18 protein-coding genes are annotated in these 16,168 nt (G+C 69.4%); 13 read left to right on the plus strand and 5 right to left on the minus strand.

Annotated features, from left to right (window positions below):
* The first annotated feature begins 34 nt into the window (after positions 1–34).
* Positions 35–1,156, plus strand: a complete 1,122-nt coding sequence (locus ACGFNP_RS49815; protein WP_393330287.1) for an NlpC/P60 family protein — start codon at positions 35–37, stop codon at positions 1,154–1,156.
* Positions 1,157–1,204: 48 nt separating this feature from the next.
* Here the strand turns inward: ACGFNP_RS49815 and ACGFNP_RS49820 are convergent, their stop codons facing one another.
* Positions 1,205–1,699, minus strand: coding sequence for an inorganic diphosphatase (locus tag ACGFNP_RS49820; protein ID WP_214641977.1), 495 nt, complete (start codon positions 1,697–1,699; stop codon positions 1,205–1,207).
* A gap of 72 nt (positions 1,700–1,771) precedes the next feature.
* On the opposite strand from ACGFNP_RS49820, the gene dacB reads away from it, so the two are divergent.
* The 11 genes from dacB (at position 1,772) to ACGFNP_RS49875 (ending at position 11,501) form a co-directional block, all read left to right on the plus strand.
* Positions 1,772–3,193 carry a D-alanyl-D-alanine carboxypeptidase/D-alanyl-D-alanine-endopeptidase gene (gene dacB, locus ACGFNP_RS49825; protein ID WP_358320562.1) on the plus strand — a complete coding sequence of 474 codons (1,422 nt, stop codon included), beginning with the start codon at positions 1,772–1,774 and terminating at the stop codon, positions 3,191–3,193.
* Between the two features lie 140 nt (positions 3,194–3,333).
* Entirely contained in the window at positions 3,334–4,410 is a 1,077-nt protein-coding gene (locus ACGFNP_RS49830) for a zinc-dependent metalloprotease (RefSeq protein ID WP_358320560.1), read from the plus strand.
* 7 nt (positions 4,411–4,417) lie between these two features.
* The gene (tilS, locus tag ACGFNP_RS49835) at positions 4,418–5,410 is read left to right on the plus strand and encodes a tRNA lysidine(34) synthetase TilS (protein ID WP_393330292.1); all 993 of its coding nucleotides are present in this window, start codon (positions 4,418–4,420) and stop codon (positions 5,408–5,410) included.
* An 11-nt stretch (positions 5,411–5,421) separates the two neighbouring features.
* Positions 5,422–5,973 (plus strand): hypoxanthine phosphoribosyltransferase, encoded by a 552-nt coding sequence (gene hpt / locus ACGFNP_RS49840; protein WP_358320555.1) that lies wholly within the window; start codon positions 5,422–5,424, stop codon positions 5,971–5,973.
* A gap of 226 nt (positions 5,974–6,199) precedes the next feature.
* Positions 6,200–8,194, plus strand: coding sequence for an ATP-dependent zinc metalloprotease FtsH (gene ftsH, locus ACGFNP_RS49845; protein ID WP_358320553.1), 1,995 nt, complete (start codon positions 6,200–6,202; stop codon positions 8,192–8,194).
* The gene (gene folE / locus ACGFNP_RS49850; RefSeq protein WP_214641972.1) at positions 8,191–8,769 is read left to right on the plus strand and encodes a GTP cyclohydrolase I FolE; all 579 of its coding nucleotides are present in this window, start codon (positions 8,191–8,193) and stop codon (positions 8,767–8,769) included. Before ftsH ends, folE begins: the two co-directional genes overlap by 4 nt.
* 149 nt (positions 8,770–8,918) lie before the next feature.
* A complete protein-coding gene (gene folP, locus ACGFNP_RS49855) occupies positions 8,919–9,725 on the plus strand; it encodes a dihydropteroate synthase (RefSeq protein ID WP_393331166.1) in 807 nt (268 codons plus the stop codon).
* On the plus strand, positions 9,722–10,165 hold the full coding sequence (locus tag ACGFNP_RS49860) for a nuclear transport factor 2 family protein (protein WP_214641971.1): 444 nt from the start codon (positions 9,722–9,724) through the stop codon (positions 10,163–10,165). The genes folP and ACGFNP_RS49860 overlap by 4 nt, the downstream gene beginning before the upstream one ends.
* Complete coding sequence (gene folB / locus ACGFNP_RS49865; RefSeq protein WP_214641970.1) at positions 10,155–10,520, plus strand: dihydroneopterin aldolase; 366 nt, start codon at positions 10,155–10,157, stop codon at positions 10,518–10,520. Before ACGFNP_RS49860 ends, folB begins: the two co-directional genes overlap by 11 nt.
* A 25-nt stretch (positions 10,521–10,545) precedes the next feature.
* On the plus strand, positions 10,546–11,049 hold the full coding sequence (gene folK / locus ACGFNP_RS49870; RefSeq protein ID WP_358320547.1) for a 2-amino-4-hydroxy-6-hydroxymethyldihydropteridine diphosphokinase: 504 nt from the start codon (positions 10,546–10,548) through the stop codon (positions 11,047–11,049).
* Entirely contained in the window at positions 11,046–11,501 is a 456-nt protein-coding gene (locus tag ACGFNP_RS49875) for a DUF3180 domain-containing protein (protein ID WP_358320544.1), read from the plus strand. Before folK ends, ACGFNP_RS49875 begins: the two co-directional genes overlap by 4 nt.
* Here the strand turns inward: ACGFNP_RS49875 and ACGFNP_RS49880 are convergent.
* From ACGFNP_RS49880 to ACGFNP_RS49890, 3 genes are all read right to left on the minus strand, one after another.
* Positions 11,486–11,803: a type II toxin-antitoxin system PemK/MazF family toxin gene (locus ACGFNP_RS49880; protein WP_358320541.1), complete on the minus strand. Its 318-nt coding sequence runs from the start codon at positions 11,801–11,803 to the stop codon at positions 11,486–11,488. The two genes, ACGFNP_RS49875 and ACGFNP_RS49880, sit on opposite strands and share 16 nt — an antisense overlap.
* A 96-nt stretch (positions 11,804–11,899) precedes the next feature.
* Complete coding sequence (locus ACGFNP_RS49885; RefSeq protein ID WP_393330298.1) at positions 11,900–13,006, minus strand: acyltransferase; 1,107 nt, start codon at positions 13,004–13,006, stop codon at positions 11,900–11,902.
* Positions 13,003–14,148 carry an NADH-quinone oxidoreductase subunit D gene (locus tag ACGFNP_RS49890; RefSeq protein ID WP_393330301.1) on the minus strand — a complete coding sequence of 382 codons (1,146 nt, stop codon included), beginning with the start codon at positions 14,146–14,148 and terminating at the stop codon, positions 13,003–13,005. The genes ACGFNP_RS49885 and ACGFNP_RS49890 overlap by 4 nt, the downstream gene beginning before the upstream one ends.
* Positions 14,149–14,269: 121 nt before the next feature.
* Between ACGFNP_RS49890 and ACGFNP_RS49895 the strand changes: the two genes are divergently transcribed.
* On the plus strand, positions 14,270–14,842 hold the full coding sequence (locus ACGFNP_RS49895; RefSeq protein WP_393330304.1) for a DoxX family protein: 573 nt from the start codon (positions 14,270–14,272) through the stop codon (positions 14,840–14,842).
* Between the two features lie 2 nt (positions 14,843–14,844).
* Here ACGFNP_RS49895 and ACGFNP_RS49900 read toward each other — a convergent pair whose 3' ends face one another.
* Complete coding sequence (locus ACGFNP_RS49900; protein WP_358320529.1) at positions 14,845–16,155, minus strand: aminotransferase class V-fold PLP-dependent enzyme; 1,311 nt, start codon at positions 16,153–16,155, stop codon at positions 14,845–14,847.
* Positions 16,156–16,168: the final 13 nt, after the last annotated feature.

The raw sequence follows: 16,168 nt of genomic DNA on the forward strand, positions 1-16,168 counted from the left end.
TTACACAGAGTGACGGACGGGAACTGTGTGCACTATGCACGCCATAAGAGCCGGACTCATGGTCGTCTGCCTGTTCGTCACCCTGTGCCCGCCGGCCGACGCTGCTCCCGGGCCTTCCCGACGGAAGGTGATACAGGCTCGTCACACCGTACGGGAGCGGACCAAGGAACTGGGGACGGCGAGCGCGCGGCTCGCCGAGGCCGAGTCGCGGCTCGATGACCTGGCGGCGGGGGCGGAGCGGCTGGTGGAGGCGTACAACGGTGAGCTCGTCCACCTCCGGCACGCCCAGCAGGCCCGCGAGCAGGCGCAGGCACGGCTGGAGCTGGCCGACGCCGAGGTGCAGAAGGCCCGCGCGCCCGTGGCGCTGCTGGCGGTGCAGAGCTACAGCGGGCTCGACATGATCAGGCCGATGCTCGGCATGCTGACCGACACCGGAGACAGCGACGGCTTCCTGCACCGGGCGAGCGTCCTGCAGGAGCTCGGCGGCGAGCGCGGCATCGTGCTCGACCGGATGCGTGACGCCCAGGAGGTCTCCGCCATCCTGCGCAGCCAGGCGGCCCACGCGTACGCCGAGCAGGAGGCCGCGTCCGAGCGCGCCAGGCAGGCCAAGATCGCCGCGGAAACGGCCGTCGCCGCGCAGCAGCGGGAGACCAGGGAGCTGAAAACCGAGCAGGCGACGTGGCGGCGGCGGGTCGACGCCGCGCGCACCCACGCGGACCTGCTGGCCAGACGCCGTGCCGCGGCGTTGGCGCAGGCGCGGCTCAGCCGCGGCCTGCACGCGTCCGGGTCGCTCATGGGCGACGTCGCGGCCAACTGGGCGCTGACCCAGCTCGGCAAGCCGTACGTGTGGGCGGCCGACGGCCCGGACAGCTTCGACTGCTCGGGCCTGACCATGCGGGCCTGGGAGCAGGCGGGCGTCGGCCTCGACCACTGGACCGGCACCCAGTGGAGCTCGGGGCCGCACGTGCCGCTCGACCAGTTGCGCCGCGGCGACCTGCTGTTCTTCGGCTACGTCCCCGACGACCCGGACACGATCCACCACGTCGGCATGTACGTGGGGGACGGGCTCATGGTGCACGCGCCGCAGACCGGCGACGTGGTGCGGGTCGCCTCGATGTGGCGGGGGGACCTGGTGGGCGCCACCAGGCCCCAGTGACGATCAGGCCCCAGTGACTGAGCCGCGATCCGCAGGATCGCCATCAGCTCAGTGGGCGTGGCCCTCGTCCTTGGCGCGCTGGAAGGACCGCTTGATCTCGACCTCGGCCTCCATCCGGCCCACCCAGTTGGCGCCCTCGACGGACTTGCCGGGCTCCAGGTCCTTGTAGACCTCGAAGAAGTGCTGGATCTCCAGCCGGTCGAACTCCGGCACGTGATGGATGTCGCGGATGTGCTCCATCCGCGGGTCGGTGGCGGGAACGCAGAGGACCTTGTCGTCTCCGCCCTTCTCATCCGTCATCCGGAACATGCCGACCGCGCGGCAGCTGATGTAACAGCCGGGAAAGGTCGGCTCCTGAAGCAGCACCAGCGCGTCGAGCGGGTCGCCGTCCTCGCCTAGCGTGTTCTCGATGAACCCGTAGTCGGCGGGGTATTGCGTGGAGGTGAACAGCAGCCGGTCAAGCCTGATGCGACCGGTTTCATGGTCCACTTCGTACTTGTTCCGTTGTCCCTTGGGAATCTCAACGACAACGTCGAACTCCACCGCGGTTCCTCCGCTCACGCCGAGTGGGCGTTAATGTCTCGTAGGCGAACACCAGGAGAGAGGTCAGGCGACGTGGCGCGGCACGAGCGGTTGGTGATGCTGACCACACTCGTCATGCTCCAGGTGCTGACCATTGTCATCGGCATCTATGCGATGACCAATGAGTTCAGTCTGGGCGCGTTGACGAGGGGGTCGTCACCGACCGAGCCGACACCGTCTCCCGAAGGGTCTCCCCCCGTCCCCGTGATCACCGCGGGGCCGGTGCTGGCCCAGCTCCAGGTGAGGGCCGGAGACGGACCTCTCGCTGCCAAGCGTACTTTGACCCAGCAGCTCACCGATGCCCTGGGTGACAAAGAGCTGGGGGACCGGGTGGGCGCGGTGGTCATCGACGCCGCCACCGGCCAGCAGATCTTCGCCTCCAACGCCGACACCGGCATCACCCCCGCGTCCACCACCAAGCTGGTCACCTGCACGGCCGCGCTGGCCTCGCTCGGCCCCGACGCGCGTCTGTCGACCCGGGTGACGCAGGGGCAGTCGGCCAACTCGATCGTGCTGGTGGGCGGCGGCGACCCGACGCTCGCCGGGCCGTCGGCCAAGCCCCTGCAGTACCCCAAGCAGGCGTCGCTGGCCACCCTCGCCTCGCGCACCGCCGCCGCGTTGAAGGCCAAGGGCATCACCAAGGTCACGCTCTCCTACGACGCCTCCCTGTTCACCGGCTCCACGCTGGCACCCGGCTGGAAGCCGGGCTACGTGCCCGACGGCGAAGTGGCGCCCGTCTACGCGCTGGCGATCGACGAGGGCCGGCGCGACCCGGCCGCGAGGCAGCCGCGCGTCTCCAACCCGCCCCAGTACGCCGCCGCCGCGTTCGCCAGACTCCTGGGCAAGTACGGCGTGAGCGTCGCCAAGTCCGTACGGCCGGGCAAGGCGCCCGCCGGGGCCGCCGAGCTCGGCAGGGTCGACTCGGCGCCGGTCTACGCCCTGGTCGAGCACACACTGACGTTCAGCGACAACGACCTGGCCGAGGCACTGGCCAGGCACGTCGCCATCAAGGAAGGGCAGCCGGCGTCCTTCCAGGGCGCGACCGGGGCCGTGCTCGCGGTGCTGCAGCGGCTCGGCGCGGCCAAGGGCATCCAGGTCCACGACGGCAGCGGCCTGTCCGCCCGCAACCGCATCAGCGCCGACGGGCTGGCCCGGGTCATCTCGACCGCCTCCGCCGCGGCCCACCCCGACCTGCACGCCATCGCCTCCGGCATGCCGATCGCCGGATTCAGCGGCACGCTCGGCAACGGCCGGCGCTTCACCGGCAGCGACAGCAAGGGCCAGGTCGGCCTCGTACGCGCCAAGACCGGCACACTCAACAACGTCAACACCCTGGCCGGCATGGCCACCACCAAGGAAGGGCGCCTGGTCACCTTCGCCTTCCTGGCGGACCGCGTACCGGCCTCCGCCGAGCCGGTCCTGGACCGCCTCGCCGCCATCGTCGCAAAGTCCTGATGGCGATCCTGCGGATCGCGGCTCAGTCGCTGGGATCCGGCGTCTTCCGATCGTCGTTCAGTCGCTGCGCTCCCTCTCTCCTCACTCCAGACACCGGCGCTCCTTCGCGGGTCGAGCGTGGACCACGTACGGTGGACGGTATGCAGGTGATCGACTGGGATCTGGCCGTCACGACCGGCACGCGCCTGGTGCGCCCCGGTCCTCAGGTGAGCCGGGAGGAGGCCAGGCAGGCCGTCACCGAACTCCGCGCTCTGTCACGCGAGGCCGAGGGGCACGTACGCGAGTTCACCAAGATTCACACTGAGACCGCACCACAGGCGGCGACCATCGTCGACCGCCCCGGCTGGATCAAGGCCAACGTCGAGGGCTTCCGTGTGGTGCTCGAACCGCTCACCCAGCGGGTCGGGGCCGGAGCCAACCCGCCACCGGCGATCGTCACGGCTGTGGGCTCTCGCATCACCGGCGTGGAGGTGGGCGCGGTGCTCGCCTTCCTCGCCTCGCGGGTACTCGGCCAGTACGAGCTGTTCCTGCCGCCCGACCCGACGGGCCGCGAGCCGGCGGGGCGGCTGACGCTCGTCGCGCCCAACATCGTGCACGCCGAGCGCGAGATGAACGTCGACCCGCACGACTTCCGCCTCTGGGTGTGCCTGCACGAGGAGACGCACCGCGTGCAGTTCACCGGCGTGCCGTGGCTGCGCGAATACATCCGCTCGCAGATGACCGAGTTCCTGCTGGCCTCCGACCTCGACCTGGGCACGCTGCTGGAGCGGCTGCGCAGCGCCGCCGACACGGTGGCCGACGTGGTGCGCGGCGGCGAGGGCAACCTCATCGACGCCATCCAGACGCCTGCCCAGAAGGAGATCCTCGACCGGCTCACGGCCGTGATGACCCTGGTCGAAGGGCACGGCGACTACGTCATGGACGCCGTCGGCCCCTCGGTGGTGCCGTCGGTGGCCGACATCCGCGCCAAGTTCGCCCATCGCCGCGAGGGCGGCTCGCGCCTCGACCGCACGGTCCGGCGGCTGCTGGGCATCGAGGTCAAGATGAAGCAGTACGCCGAGGGCTCGGCCTTCGTCCGCGCGGTGGTGGACCAGGCCGGCATGGACGGTTTCAACCGCGTCTGGACCTCGCCCGAGACCCTGCCGACCACCTCCGAGATCACCGACCCCAGCGCCTGGGTACGCCGCGTGACCGGCAGCAACGCCCTGCCCGCCTGACCTGGTCATGGGCCCGCACCCGGCAGTCGCGGACGTCCGCAGGGCCGTCCGCGAGGCGCTGGCCGACCTCGGCGACGGCGAGCTCGTGCTGGTGGCCTGCAGCGGGGGAGCCGACTCCCTCGCGCTGGCCGCCGCGCTCGGCTTTGTCGCGCCGCGCGCGGGCCTGAAGGCCGGGCTGCTCACGGTGGACCACCAGCTCCAGGAAGGCTCCGCCGCACGCGCGGCGACGGTGGCCGCACTGGCCCCGGCCCTGGGCCTCGACCACGCCGACATCCTGACCGTGGACGTCGGTACGACCGGCGGCCCGGAAGCGGCGGCCAGGGACGCCCGCTACGCCGCCCTCGCCGAGGCGGCCGACAAGCTCCAGGCCGCGGCCGTGCTGCTCGGCCACACCAGGAACGACCAGGCAGAAACCGTGCTGCTCGGCCTGGCCAGGGGCAGCGGGCTCAGGTCGCTGTCCGGCATGGCTCCGGTGACCGGCCGCTATCGCAGGCCGCTGCTCTCCCTGTCCCGCGCCACCACGGTCGCCGCGTGTACGGCACTAGGCCTCGATCCCTGGGACGACCCGCACAATGCGGATCTTCGCTACACCCGTGTCCGGGTACGCACCAGGGTCCTCCCGCTGCTGGAGTCGGAACTGGGTCCCGGTGTGTCCGAGGCGCTCGCCAGAACCGCCGATCTCGCCAGGGACGACGCCGACGCCCTCGACGCATGGGCCGAATCGGCCTACCAGGATTGCGCTCTAAGCGATATCGCCGGTTCGGTGACACTGGCCGTACCCGAGCTGGAACGCCTCCCAGGCGCCGTCCGGCGGCGCGTGCTGCGACGGGCGGCCATCGCGGCGGGAGCGCAGTCCGGGGCACTCTCCGCGACCCACGTGCGTGCCGTGGACCGGCTGATCACGGCGTGGCGGGGGCAGAAGGCCGTGGATCTACCCGGGGGGATGGCCGCTGTGCGGCGGTATGACACCCTGATACTCGCCATGAGTCCTATCGCGTAAGGAACCATCAGGTGGATGCTGCCGACATGGGCAAGGACCTCGAGAAAGTCCTGATTCCCGAGGACCAACTCCAGGCCAAGATCAAAGAGCTTGCCGGCCGGATCGACGCCGACTACGCGGGCACGGACATCCTGCTCGTAGGCGTGCTGAAAGGCGCGGTCATGGTGATGGCCGACCTGGCCAGGGCCCTGCACGTGCCTGTTCAGATGGACTGGATGGCGGTGTCGTCCTACGGTGCGGGCACCAAGTCGTCCGGCGTCGTACGGGTGCTGAAGGACCTCGACACCGACATCATGGGCCGCCACGTGCTGATCGTCGAGGACATCATCGACTCGGGCCTGACGCTGCACTGGCTGCTGGAAAACCTCAAGTCGCGCAATCCCGCGTCGCTGGAGATCTGCGCCGCGCTGCGCAAGCCCGACGCGGTGAAGGTGCCGATCGAGGTGAAGTACGTCGGCTTCGACATTCCCAGCGAGTTCGTCATCGGTTATGGGCTCGACTACGCGGAGCGATATCGCAATCTCCCCTTCATCGGGACGCTGGCTCCCCATGTTTACAAGTAGTCGCCGGGAACACCGCGCCACCTGACGTACGTTGGTAGGGCAAGACCGGTGTAGCGGGCGGTCCCTCCGCTCGCTTTGCCGGTGTACCTTCTGACTCCGGGAGGGTGACCAAGCGTCCCCTTCGGGTAGTCAGAAGTCGCGGCGTCGGATGCCGCGGCCCCGGGACACTTCCGGGGTTCCAGGCCATGGTCAGGAAGGGACGGGCCCGCAAGGGGTTCCGCATCGGATGGATCTCAAGCGATTTACACGTGGGCCACTGCTGTGGATCCTGGGCATCGTCGTGCTACTCCTGCTCGTCACCCAGCTCTGGAGCGGCGGCGGCAACTTCAAGCAGGCCGACACGTCCACAGTCCTCCAGCAGATTCGCACCGGCAATGTAAGCAACGCGAAGATTGTCGACAAGGATCAGCGGATCGAGCTGACGCTGATCAAGCCGATCACAGTCAGGCCGGGCGACACGGCGACCAACATGATCCAGTCTGACTGGGTCGCCGGTTACGGGCCGAAGCTGACCGAAGAGCTGCAGGCGCAGGTTCAGGCAGGCACGACCAAGAGCTTCACCACCGAGGTGCCCCAGGAGAACTTCCTGATCAGCATCCTGGTGAGCTTCCTGCCGATCGTCATCATCGTGCTCATCTTCCTGTTCATCATGAACCAGATGCAGGGCGGCGGCTCGCGGGTGATGAGCTTCGGCAAGTCCAAGGCCAAGCTGATCACCAAGGACACACCCAAGACCACCTTCTCCGACGTCGCGGGCGCGGACGAGGCCATCGAGGAGCTCCAGGAGATCAAGGAGTTCCTGCAGGCCCCGGCCAAGTTCCAGGCGATCGGTGCGAAGATTCCCAAGGGCGTGCTGCTGTACGGCCCGCCCGGCACCGGCAAGACGCTGCTCGCCCGCGCGGTCGCCGGTGAGGCCGGCGTGCCGTTCTACTCGATCTCCGGTTCCGACTTCGTCGAGATGTTCGTCGGCGTCGGCGCCTCGCGTGTCCGCGACCTGTTCGAGCAGGCGAAGGCCAACGCACCGGCGATCATCTTCATCGACGAGATCGACGCCGTCGGCCGGCACCGCGGCGCGGGCCTGGGCGGCGGCCACGACGAGCGCGAGCAGACGCTCAACCAGCTGCTCGTCGAGATGGACGGCTTCGACGTCAAGGGCGGCGTGATCCTCATCGCCGCGACCAACCGGCCCGACATCCTCGACCCGGCGCTGCTGCGTCCGGGCCGCTTCGACCGGCAGGTCACCGTCGACCGTCCCGACCTGGAGGGCCGCAAGGGCATCCTCAGGGTCCACGGCCGCGGCAAGCCGTTCGAGCCGAACGTCGACCTCGACGTCATCGCCCGGCGCACTCCCGGGTTCACCGGCGCCGACCTGGCCAACGTGATCAACGAGGCGGCGCTGCTCACCGCGCGCGCCGACAAGAAGCTGATCTCGATGGACATCCTGGAGGAGTCGATCGACCGCGTCATGGCAGGGCCCGAGCGCAAGTCGCGGGTCATGTCCGACAAGGAAAAGAAGATGATCGCCTACCACGAAGGCGGTCACGCGTTGGTGGCGCACGCGCTGCCCAACTCCGACCCGGTCCACAAGATCACGATCCTGTCCCGTGGCCGCGCCCTGGGTTACACCATGACGCTGCCGATGGAGGACAAGTTCCTGGCCACCAGGTCCGAGATGATGGACCAGCTCGCGATGCTGATCGGCGGTCGCGCGGCGGAGGAGCTCGTCTTCCACGAGCCCACCACCGGCGCCTCCAACGACATCGAGAAGGCCACGGCGGTCGCCCGCCGCATGGTGACCGAATACGGCATGAGCGAGCAGCTCGGCGCCCGCAAGTTCGGCTCCGGGCAGGCCGAGGTGTTCCTGGGCCGGGAGATGGGCCACGAGCGCGACTACTCCGAGAAGATCGCTTCGACGATCGACGAGGAGGTCCGCCGGATGATCGAGACGGCGCACGACCAGGCGTGGGACATCCTGGTCGAATACCGCGACGTGCTCGACAACCTGGTGCTGCAGCTCATGGAGAAGGAGACGCTCTCCCGCGACCAGGTGCTGGACATCTTCGCCCCGGTGGTCGTCAAGGAGCACCGCCCGTCCTACGCGGGTTACGGCAAGCGGCTCCCCTCGGACCGCCCGCCGATCCTGACCCCGAAGGAGCTGTCGGCCAACGGCTCGCTCACCGCGAGCCACCAGGACGCGCTGCCCTCTGGAGACGGTGCGTGAAGTCGCACGACGTAGACCTGGGCCGGATCGAGAAGGCCGTCCGCGAGATCCTCTACGCCATCGGCGAGGATCCCGACCGTGACGGCCTCCTCGACACCCCTTCCCGGGTGGCCCGGGCCTACGCCGAGCAGTTCTCCGGCCTCGGACAAACGCCGGAGGACGTGCTCAACAAGGTGTTCGACGTCGACCACGACGAGATGGTGCTCGTCAGGGACATCGAGGTCTACTCCACCTGCGAACACCACCTGGTGCCCTTCCACGGGGTGGCCCACGTGGGCTACATCCCCAACGAGCGCGGCCAGGTGACCGGGCTGTCCAAGCTGGCCCGCCTGGTGGACGTGTTCGCCCGCCGCCCGCAGGTGCAGGAGCGGATGACGTCGCAGATCGCCGACGCCCTGATGCGGGTCCTGGAGCCGCGCGGGGTGATCGTGGTGGTGGAGTGCGAGCACCTGTGCATGACCATGCGCGGGGTCCGCAAGCCGGGCGCCAAGACGGTGACGTCGGCGGTGCGCGGTGACTTCCGTACGAGTGACAAGACCCGCGCCGAGGCGATGGCGCTCATCCTGCACCGATAGAGCATCACCGATAAGAGCGGCACCCGATAAAGCGCCAGATGGCACGGATCGGATTGTTATTTTCGTGTGGGCACCCTCCACAGACCCCACCAACCACGACCGCCTAGGCTTGGGGCATGGTTGTCGGAGCTGAGGCGCGGTGCCTCGTCATGGGCGTGGTCAATGTCACGCCGGACTCGTTCTCCGACGGCGGCCTGTGGTTCGACGAGGGGGTCGCGATCCGGCACGGCCTGGAGCTGGTAGGTGAAGGGGCCGACATCGTCGACGTGGGTGGTGAGTCCACCCGCCCCGGCGCCGCCAGGGTGCCGCTCGACGAGGAGCTGGCCCGCGTCGTGCCCGTGATCAGGGCGCTCAGCGCCGAGGGGGTGACGGTCAGCGTCGACACCATGCGGGCCGAGGTCGCCAAGGCCGCGGTGGAGGCGGGGGCGAGCCTGGTCAACGACGTGAGCGGCGGCCTGGCCGATCCCGCCATGCCCCGCGTGGTGGCCGCCACCGGCGTCGACTACGTGGTGATGCACTGGCGCGGTCACAGCCATGACATGGAGCGCCGGGCCGTCTACACCGACGTCGTGACCGAGGTGCGCGAGGAGCTCGCCAAGCGGGTCGACCTGGTGCTGGCCGAAGGCGTCTCCGAGAAGCAGATCGTGCTCGATCCCGGGCTGGGCTTCGCGAAGAACTCCGAGCACAACTGGGCGCTGCTCGCCGGGATGGGCGAGCTGGCCGAGCTGGGCTATCCGCTGCTGATCGGGGCCTCGCGCAAGCGGTTCCTGGGGCGGCTGCTCGCCGACGCCGACGGCGCGCCGCGTCCGTTCGGCCGCAGTGACGACGCCACGGTGGCCGTGACGGCGCTGGCCGCGCACGCCGGCGCCTGGTGCGTACGAGTGCACGAAGTACGTCCCAATGCCGATGCCGTGCGCGTGGCCGCCGCATGGAAGAGACCCGGAGCCAACACATGAGTGTCGACACCGCCGCGATCGAGACCGTCAACCAGGACTTCTATCTCGCGATCGAGGACGCCAACCTCGACAAGATGACCGAGATCTGGGCGGAGGACTCCGCCGACGAGCAGGTCAGCTGCGTGCATCCGGGCTGGACCCTGCTGTCCGGGCGGTCCGAGGTGCTGCGCTCCTGGGCGCTCATCATGGCCAACACCACCTACATCCAGTTCGTGCTGACCGACGTCAACACCACCGTCCTGGGCGACGTGGCCGTGCTCACCTGCGTCGAGAACATCCTCACCGCGGGCGAGGAGGGCGAGTCCAGCTTCGCCGCCGGCAAGGTGGTGGCCAGTAACGTCTACGTGCGCACGGCGCAGGGCTGGCGGCTGTGGATGCACCACGGTTCGCCGGTGCTCCAAGGTGACGACGACGAGGAGGAAGGCGAGCTTGAGGTCTGATCGCATCGCGCTGAAGGGCCTGCGGGCCCGGGGACGACACGGCGTGCTGGCGGCCGAGCGTGAGCTGGGGCAGGAGTTCGTGGTCGACGCGACGCTGTTCCTCGACACCGCCCCCGCCGCCGCCTCCGACGACCTCACCAAGACGGTCCACTACGGCGAGCTCGCCCAGGCGCTGGTCGGGGTCGTGGAAGGCGAGCCGGTCGAGCTGATCGAGACGCTCGCGCAGCGCCTCGCCGACGTATGCCTGGCCGCCGGCCTGGTGGAGTCGGTCGAGGTGAGTGTGCACAAGCCCGCGGCACCGATCCCGCTGCCGTTCGACGACGTGGTCGTCACCATCCAACGGAGTCGCGAATGAACGTCGTGAGCGAGGGGAGCAGCAGGTGAACGTCGTACTGTCTCTCGGCAGCAATCTCGGGCGGCGCTTCCAGACGTTGCAGGGCGCCATCGACACACTGTTCGACGCACCGGGGCTGTCGTTCGTCGCGGCCTCACCCGTCTACGAGACCGACCCGGTGGGCGGTCCCGCCGGGCAGCGCCCCTTCCTCAACGCGATCGTCATCGCCGAGACCACGCTCCAGCCGCGCGCGCTGCTGGAGCGGGCGCAGAGCGTCGAGAACGCCTTCGGCCGGGAGCGCAAGGAACGCTGGGGCCCGCGTACCCTCGACATCGACCTGATCTCCGTGGGCGGCACGATCTCCGACGACCCGGACCTGACGCTGCCGCATCCGCTCGCGCATGAGCGGGCCTTCGTCCTCGTCCCCTGGTCGGAGGTGGACCCGGCCGGCGTGCTGCCCGGCCAGGGTCAGGTCGCCGACCTGCTCACGGACCTTGACCAGAGCGGCGTACGGCTGCGTGAGGACCTCAAGCTGCAGAGGCCGGATTGAGGCCCACCCGCCCCGGCCTGCTGGTCGGCATCATCGTGATCGTGGCGTTGGTCTCCTGGATGGTGGTCCGGGAGTTCTACGCCGACCTCCCCATCGTGCCGTGGACCGCCATCCCCACCGTCCTGCTGCTGGCCGTCGGTGAGGCCTACAGCGGCTGGGTGACGAAGGCCAGGATCGACCACAAACCTGACACCAAGCCGGTCGAGCCGCTGGCGGTGGCCCGGCTGGCGGCACTGGGCAAGGCGTCTGCCTACGTGGGGGCGGTGTTCGCGGGCTTCTTCGGCGGGTTCGCCCTGCACACGGTCCAGTTGTTCACCAGGGAGACGCCGCGGGCCGAGTTCTTCATCGCGACGGGCTCGCTGCTGGCGTTCGTGGTGCTGATCTGCGCGGCCCTCTTCCTGGAGCACGCCTGCCGCATCCCCAAGGATCCCGAGGATCAGAGGCCCAGGTAGAGCGTGACCGCATGCTCGACCTCGGCCAGCTCGTCGCGGCCCAGGTAGTAGACGGGCTCCCCGTGGATGAAGTTGGCGTCGATCGTGCGGATCTGGTCGACGAGCAGCTTGGTCCGTCGCCCGCCGAACTCCACCTCGGGGCGGAAGACGGTGGCCTGCGCGCTGGTGGAGGCAGGGATCACCGTGACCACGCTCCATGACATGTCCGCCGGGCTGAGCACGAGACCGTGGCGACGGCCCCGCTGCTCGTGCCCCCGCTTCGCGTCGCCCAGATCCACCCGGTAGATGGCGCCGCGGATCACCAGGCGTCCTCTTCCTCGGACAGGTCCTCGTCGGCCAGCCGCGCGGCGTCGGCGCGTGCCCGCGTGAGCCAGGCCGCCCGTGGCTAGCGACCATGTTCAACGTTTGTCAGGCACATGTTCGGCAGAGACTCGCCGGCGGCCGAAGAGGTAGACGACCGGCATGGTGCAGACCAGAGGGCCCAGGATGGCGAGCGGGCGCTCCAGCCACCATCTGAGGTCCGGTGGCACCTCGCCGCCGAGCGTGCCGAAGAACCACCACAGCAGGCCCAGCGCGATCGCCATACCGGTGGTGTGGAAGAGGAACAGCGGCAGGGCATAGCGGTTGATGGTGTCGTTGACCCGGCGCCAGCCGGGCTTCTCCAGGACCCGTTCCATCGACGGCCGCAACACCTCCACCAACCCGATCTGGAAGAGCAGCAGCGCCACGATGACGAAGGTGGGCGGGGCCATGTTCGACCACTTGTCGCCGGGCACCCCGACCATCGAGCCCGGGTAGATGCCGGAGTAGACCAGGCCGAACAGGGCGAACAGCCCGGTCCACAGGATGCCCACGTCATAGCGCCGGGGCAGGATGACGACCCGCTCGTAGAAGAAGCCGGCCTGGTGGGCCAGCCCCCAGACGATGATCATGTTCAGCCAGCCGGCCCACTCGACGCCGTACCGGAAGCGGACCACGTCGACCACCAGGGCGGCGCCGCCCAGCCAGATGAGCACCAGCACGTCGTAGTGGCGGTGCAGCCACAGCGCCACGGGCAGCAGCGCGATCAGTACCAGGTAGACGCCGAGGAACCAGAGCGGGCTGAGCACGAGCAGCACCACCCGCCACATCCACTCGACGTGGAACACCCAGGTCACGACCGCGCCGATGGCGATCCACACGCCCGCAAGCACGAGCGCGGGAGCGGACAACGCGCGGATGCGCCGCCAGACGAACCGGCCGATGCCGACGCCGCGCGCCTGGGCGCGGTTCCACGACAGCAGGTGGACGTGGCCGCCGACGTAGAAGAAGAGCGGCAGCACCTGAAGCAGCCAGGTGAGTATCCACAGCCCCGAGGTGAAGCCGAGCGGGCTGGTCGGCTCGGGCCCATCGGGCTTCCACTGCAGGATGGTGAACGCCCAGTGCCACACCACCACGACGATCAGGCTGAGGGCGCGCAGCCAGTCGACGTATTTGTCCCGCTGCGGAGTCACGACGCCGGTCACTTGTCGATGTCACCCACGACGAAGAACATCGAGCCGAGAATCGCCACCATGTCGGCCACGAGGTGCCCCGGCAGCATCTCCCGGAGCACCTGGATGTTGCTGTAGGAGGCGGAGCGCAGCTTGAGCCGCCATGGGGTCTTGTCTCCCTTGGACACGAGGTAGTAGCCGTTGATGCCGAGCGGGTTCTCGGTCCAGGCGTACGTGTGCCCTTCCGGCACCTTCAGCACCTTGGGCAGCCGCTGGTTGATGGGGCCCGGCGGCAGCGAGCGCAGCCGGTCGACACAGGCGTCGGCCAGCTCCAGCGAGACCTTGAGCTGCTCAAGGAGGATCTCGAAGCGGGCGTGGCAATCGCCCGCGCTACGCGTGACGACCTTCACCGGCAGCTCGGGATAGGCGAGGTACGGCTGGTCGCGGCGCAGGTCGATGTCGACGCCGGAGGCACGGGCGATGGGGCCGCTCACGCCGTACTGCAGGACCTGCTCGCGGGACAGGACGCCGACGCCCTTGGTGCGGGCGAGGAAGATCTCGTTGTTCAGGATGAGATTCTCGATGTCCGGCACGCGGCGCCGGGTCTCGGCGACGGTTTCCGACACCCGGTCGAGCCAGCCGAGCGGCAGGTCCTCCTTCAGCCCGCCGACCCGGTTGAACATGTAGTGCATCCGGCCGCCGGAGATCTCCTCCATCACGGCCTGGATGCGTTCGCGCTCGTTGAAGGCGTAGAAGATCGGCGTGATCGCGCCCAGCTCCAGTGGGTACGAGCCGAGGAACATCAGGTGGCTCAGCACCCGGTTGAGCTCGGCCAGCAGCGTACGGGCCCAGACGGCCCGGACCGGCACCTCCATGCCCAGCATGCGCTCGGCGGCCAGGACCACGCCCAGCTCGTTGGCGAACCCCGCCAGCCAGTCGTGCCGGTTGGCCAGCATGATGATCTGCCGGAAGTCGCGGACCTCGAACAGCTTCTCCGCGCCCCGGTGCATGTAGCCGATGATCGGCTCGGCCGTGGCGATGCGCTCGCCGTCGAGGGTGAGCCGCAGCCTGAGCACGCCGTGCGTCGACGGGTGCTGAGGGCCGATATTGAGGATCATGTCCTCGGTGGCCAGCTCTTTCGCCCCGACGCCGATCCCGACCACGCGTTCCGTCATATGGCAATGCTGCCACCAGCAGTGGTGGTGATCCAGCACAGGACAGGGTCAAGGAACGTTATGCCGGCGCATCCTGCCTACCTGACAGGGGAGGAATACCGGGAACGGGGGGAGTTATACCGTGCAAAGAATTGGCTTTGATCTGGCCGCCCTGATCGCGCGAGTGGCGATCGGTGTGATCTTCGTGACCCACGGGTGGCAGAAGTTGCAGGGCGGGGTGCCGGCCACGGCCGCCGCCTTCGCTCAGATCGGCGTGCCGCTGCCGCAGCTCTCGGCCTTGTTCGCCATCGTCGTGGAGAGCGTCGGAGGGGCGCTGCTGATCATCGGCCTGCTGGTCCGGCTGGCGGCCCTCGGGCTGCTGGTCGACATGCTGGGCGCGATCATGTTCGTCCACGGTGGGCACGGCGTCATGGTGCAGAACGGCGGCTGGGAGCTCGCCGGCGCGCTGGGCGTGGTCTGCCTGCTGCTCGTGGCGCTGGGCGGTGGCCGGATCGGGATCGACGGCATCCTGCACAGCACGTACCGGCGGCGCGCCGAGCGCCGCGCGGCCGAGCAGGATCTGGCCGGTCACGCCCCGGCCACCTCCATCAGACCGGAGGCGGACACCACCAGACCCATGTCCACGCGCCCCACCGGGTACTTCGATGAGACCGTCGCCGACGAGCCATCGCGCAGACGCCCACCGCCCGGCTGACCTCAGCGGGCGGCGAGGTCCCGGAGTGCGTCGACGAGGCGGTCCACGTGCTCCTCCGTGGTGCCGATGCCGATCGAGGCACGCACCGCGGAGGCCGTGTCGTCCTCGCAGCCGCCGTCCGCGGTGCCGAGCAGGTGCCGGACGAAGGGGTGCGCGCAGAACTTGCCGTCACGCACGCCGATGCCGTACTCGCCGGACAGCACCTCGGCCACCTCGCGCGCCGAGTGCCCGTCCACGACGAACGAGACGATGCCCACGCGCGGCTGGTCCGGCCCCCACAGCGACAGCTCGCGCACGCCCTCGATCGTGGCCAGCCCGGACCGGAGCCGGGCGATCAGCCGCTCCTCCTCGCGCACCAGCTCGGTCCAGCCGGTCGCGCTGAGCGCGTCACAGGCGGCGGCCAAGGCGATGGCACCCAGCACGTTAGGGGTGCCCGCCTCGTGCCGCGGCTCGGCATCGTCATGCCACTCGATACCTTCCTGGACGTCACCTTCCTGGACGTCAGCGGCGACCGAACGCACCGCGCCACCGCCCTTCAGGTACGGCTCGCCGGACGAGAGCCAGTCACGGCGGCCGACCAGCACCCCGGCGCCGAAGGGGGCGTAGAGCTTGTGGCCGGAGAAGGCGACGTAGTCGAGGTCGAGCGCGGTCAGGTTGAGCCGCCGGTGCGGCACCAGCTGGGCGGCGTCCACCAGGATCCGGGCCCCGTGGCGGTGCGCGATGTGCGCCAGGGCGGCGATCGGCCAGAGCTCGCCGGTGACGTTCGAGGCTGCGGTGACGACCAGCAGCTTGGGGCCGTCGATCCCGGCCAGCGCCTCGTCGGCCACGCGGACCGCCTCACCGGGGAAGGCGGGCGGCGCCAGCCGTACGGACCGCTTCCAGGGCAGGAGCGAGGCGTGGTGCTCGGTGTCGAAGACGACCGCGGTCGTGCCCTCGGGCAGGCAGCGGGCCAGCAGGTTCGTGGCGTCGGTGGTGTTGCGGGTGAAGATCACGGCATCGTCGGGGCGGGCGCCGACGAAGGCCCTGACCGTGTGGCGGGCCTGCTCGTAGCGGGCCGTGGTGAGCTGGGAGGCGTACCCCGCGCCGCGGTGCACGCTGGAGTAGGCCGGGAGCGCGGCGGTGACGGCGGCGCTGACCGGCTCCAGACAGGGGGCGCTCGCCGCGTAGTCGAGGTTCGCGTACGTCACGAGCCGGCCGCCCTTGACCGGGACCTCCAGATCCGTGCCGAGCACGGCGGGGATCGGACGGCTGTGCCCGACCGGCGTCTCGGTGGCCTGGGCGGGCAGGGAGCTGAAAATCGTCAAAGTGGACATGGCGCACCTCCTG

Source organism: Nonomuraea sp. NPDC049269 (assembly GCF_043197155.1).
In the GTDB taxonomy this organism is placed as follows: Bacteria; Actinomycetota; Actinomycetes; order Streptosporangiales; family Streptosporangiaceae; genus Nonomuraea.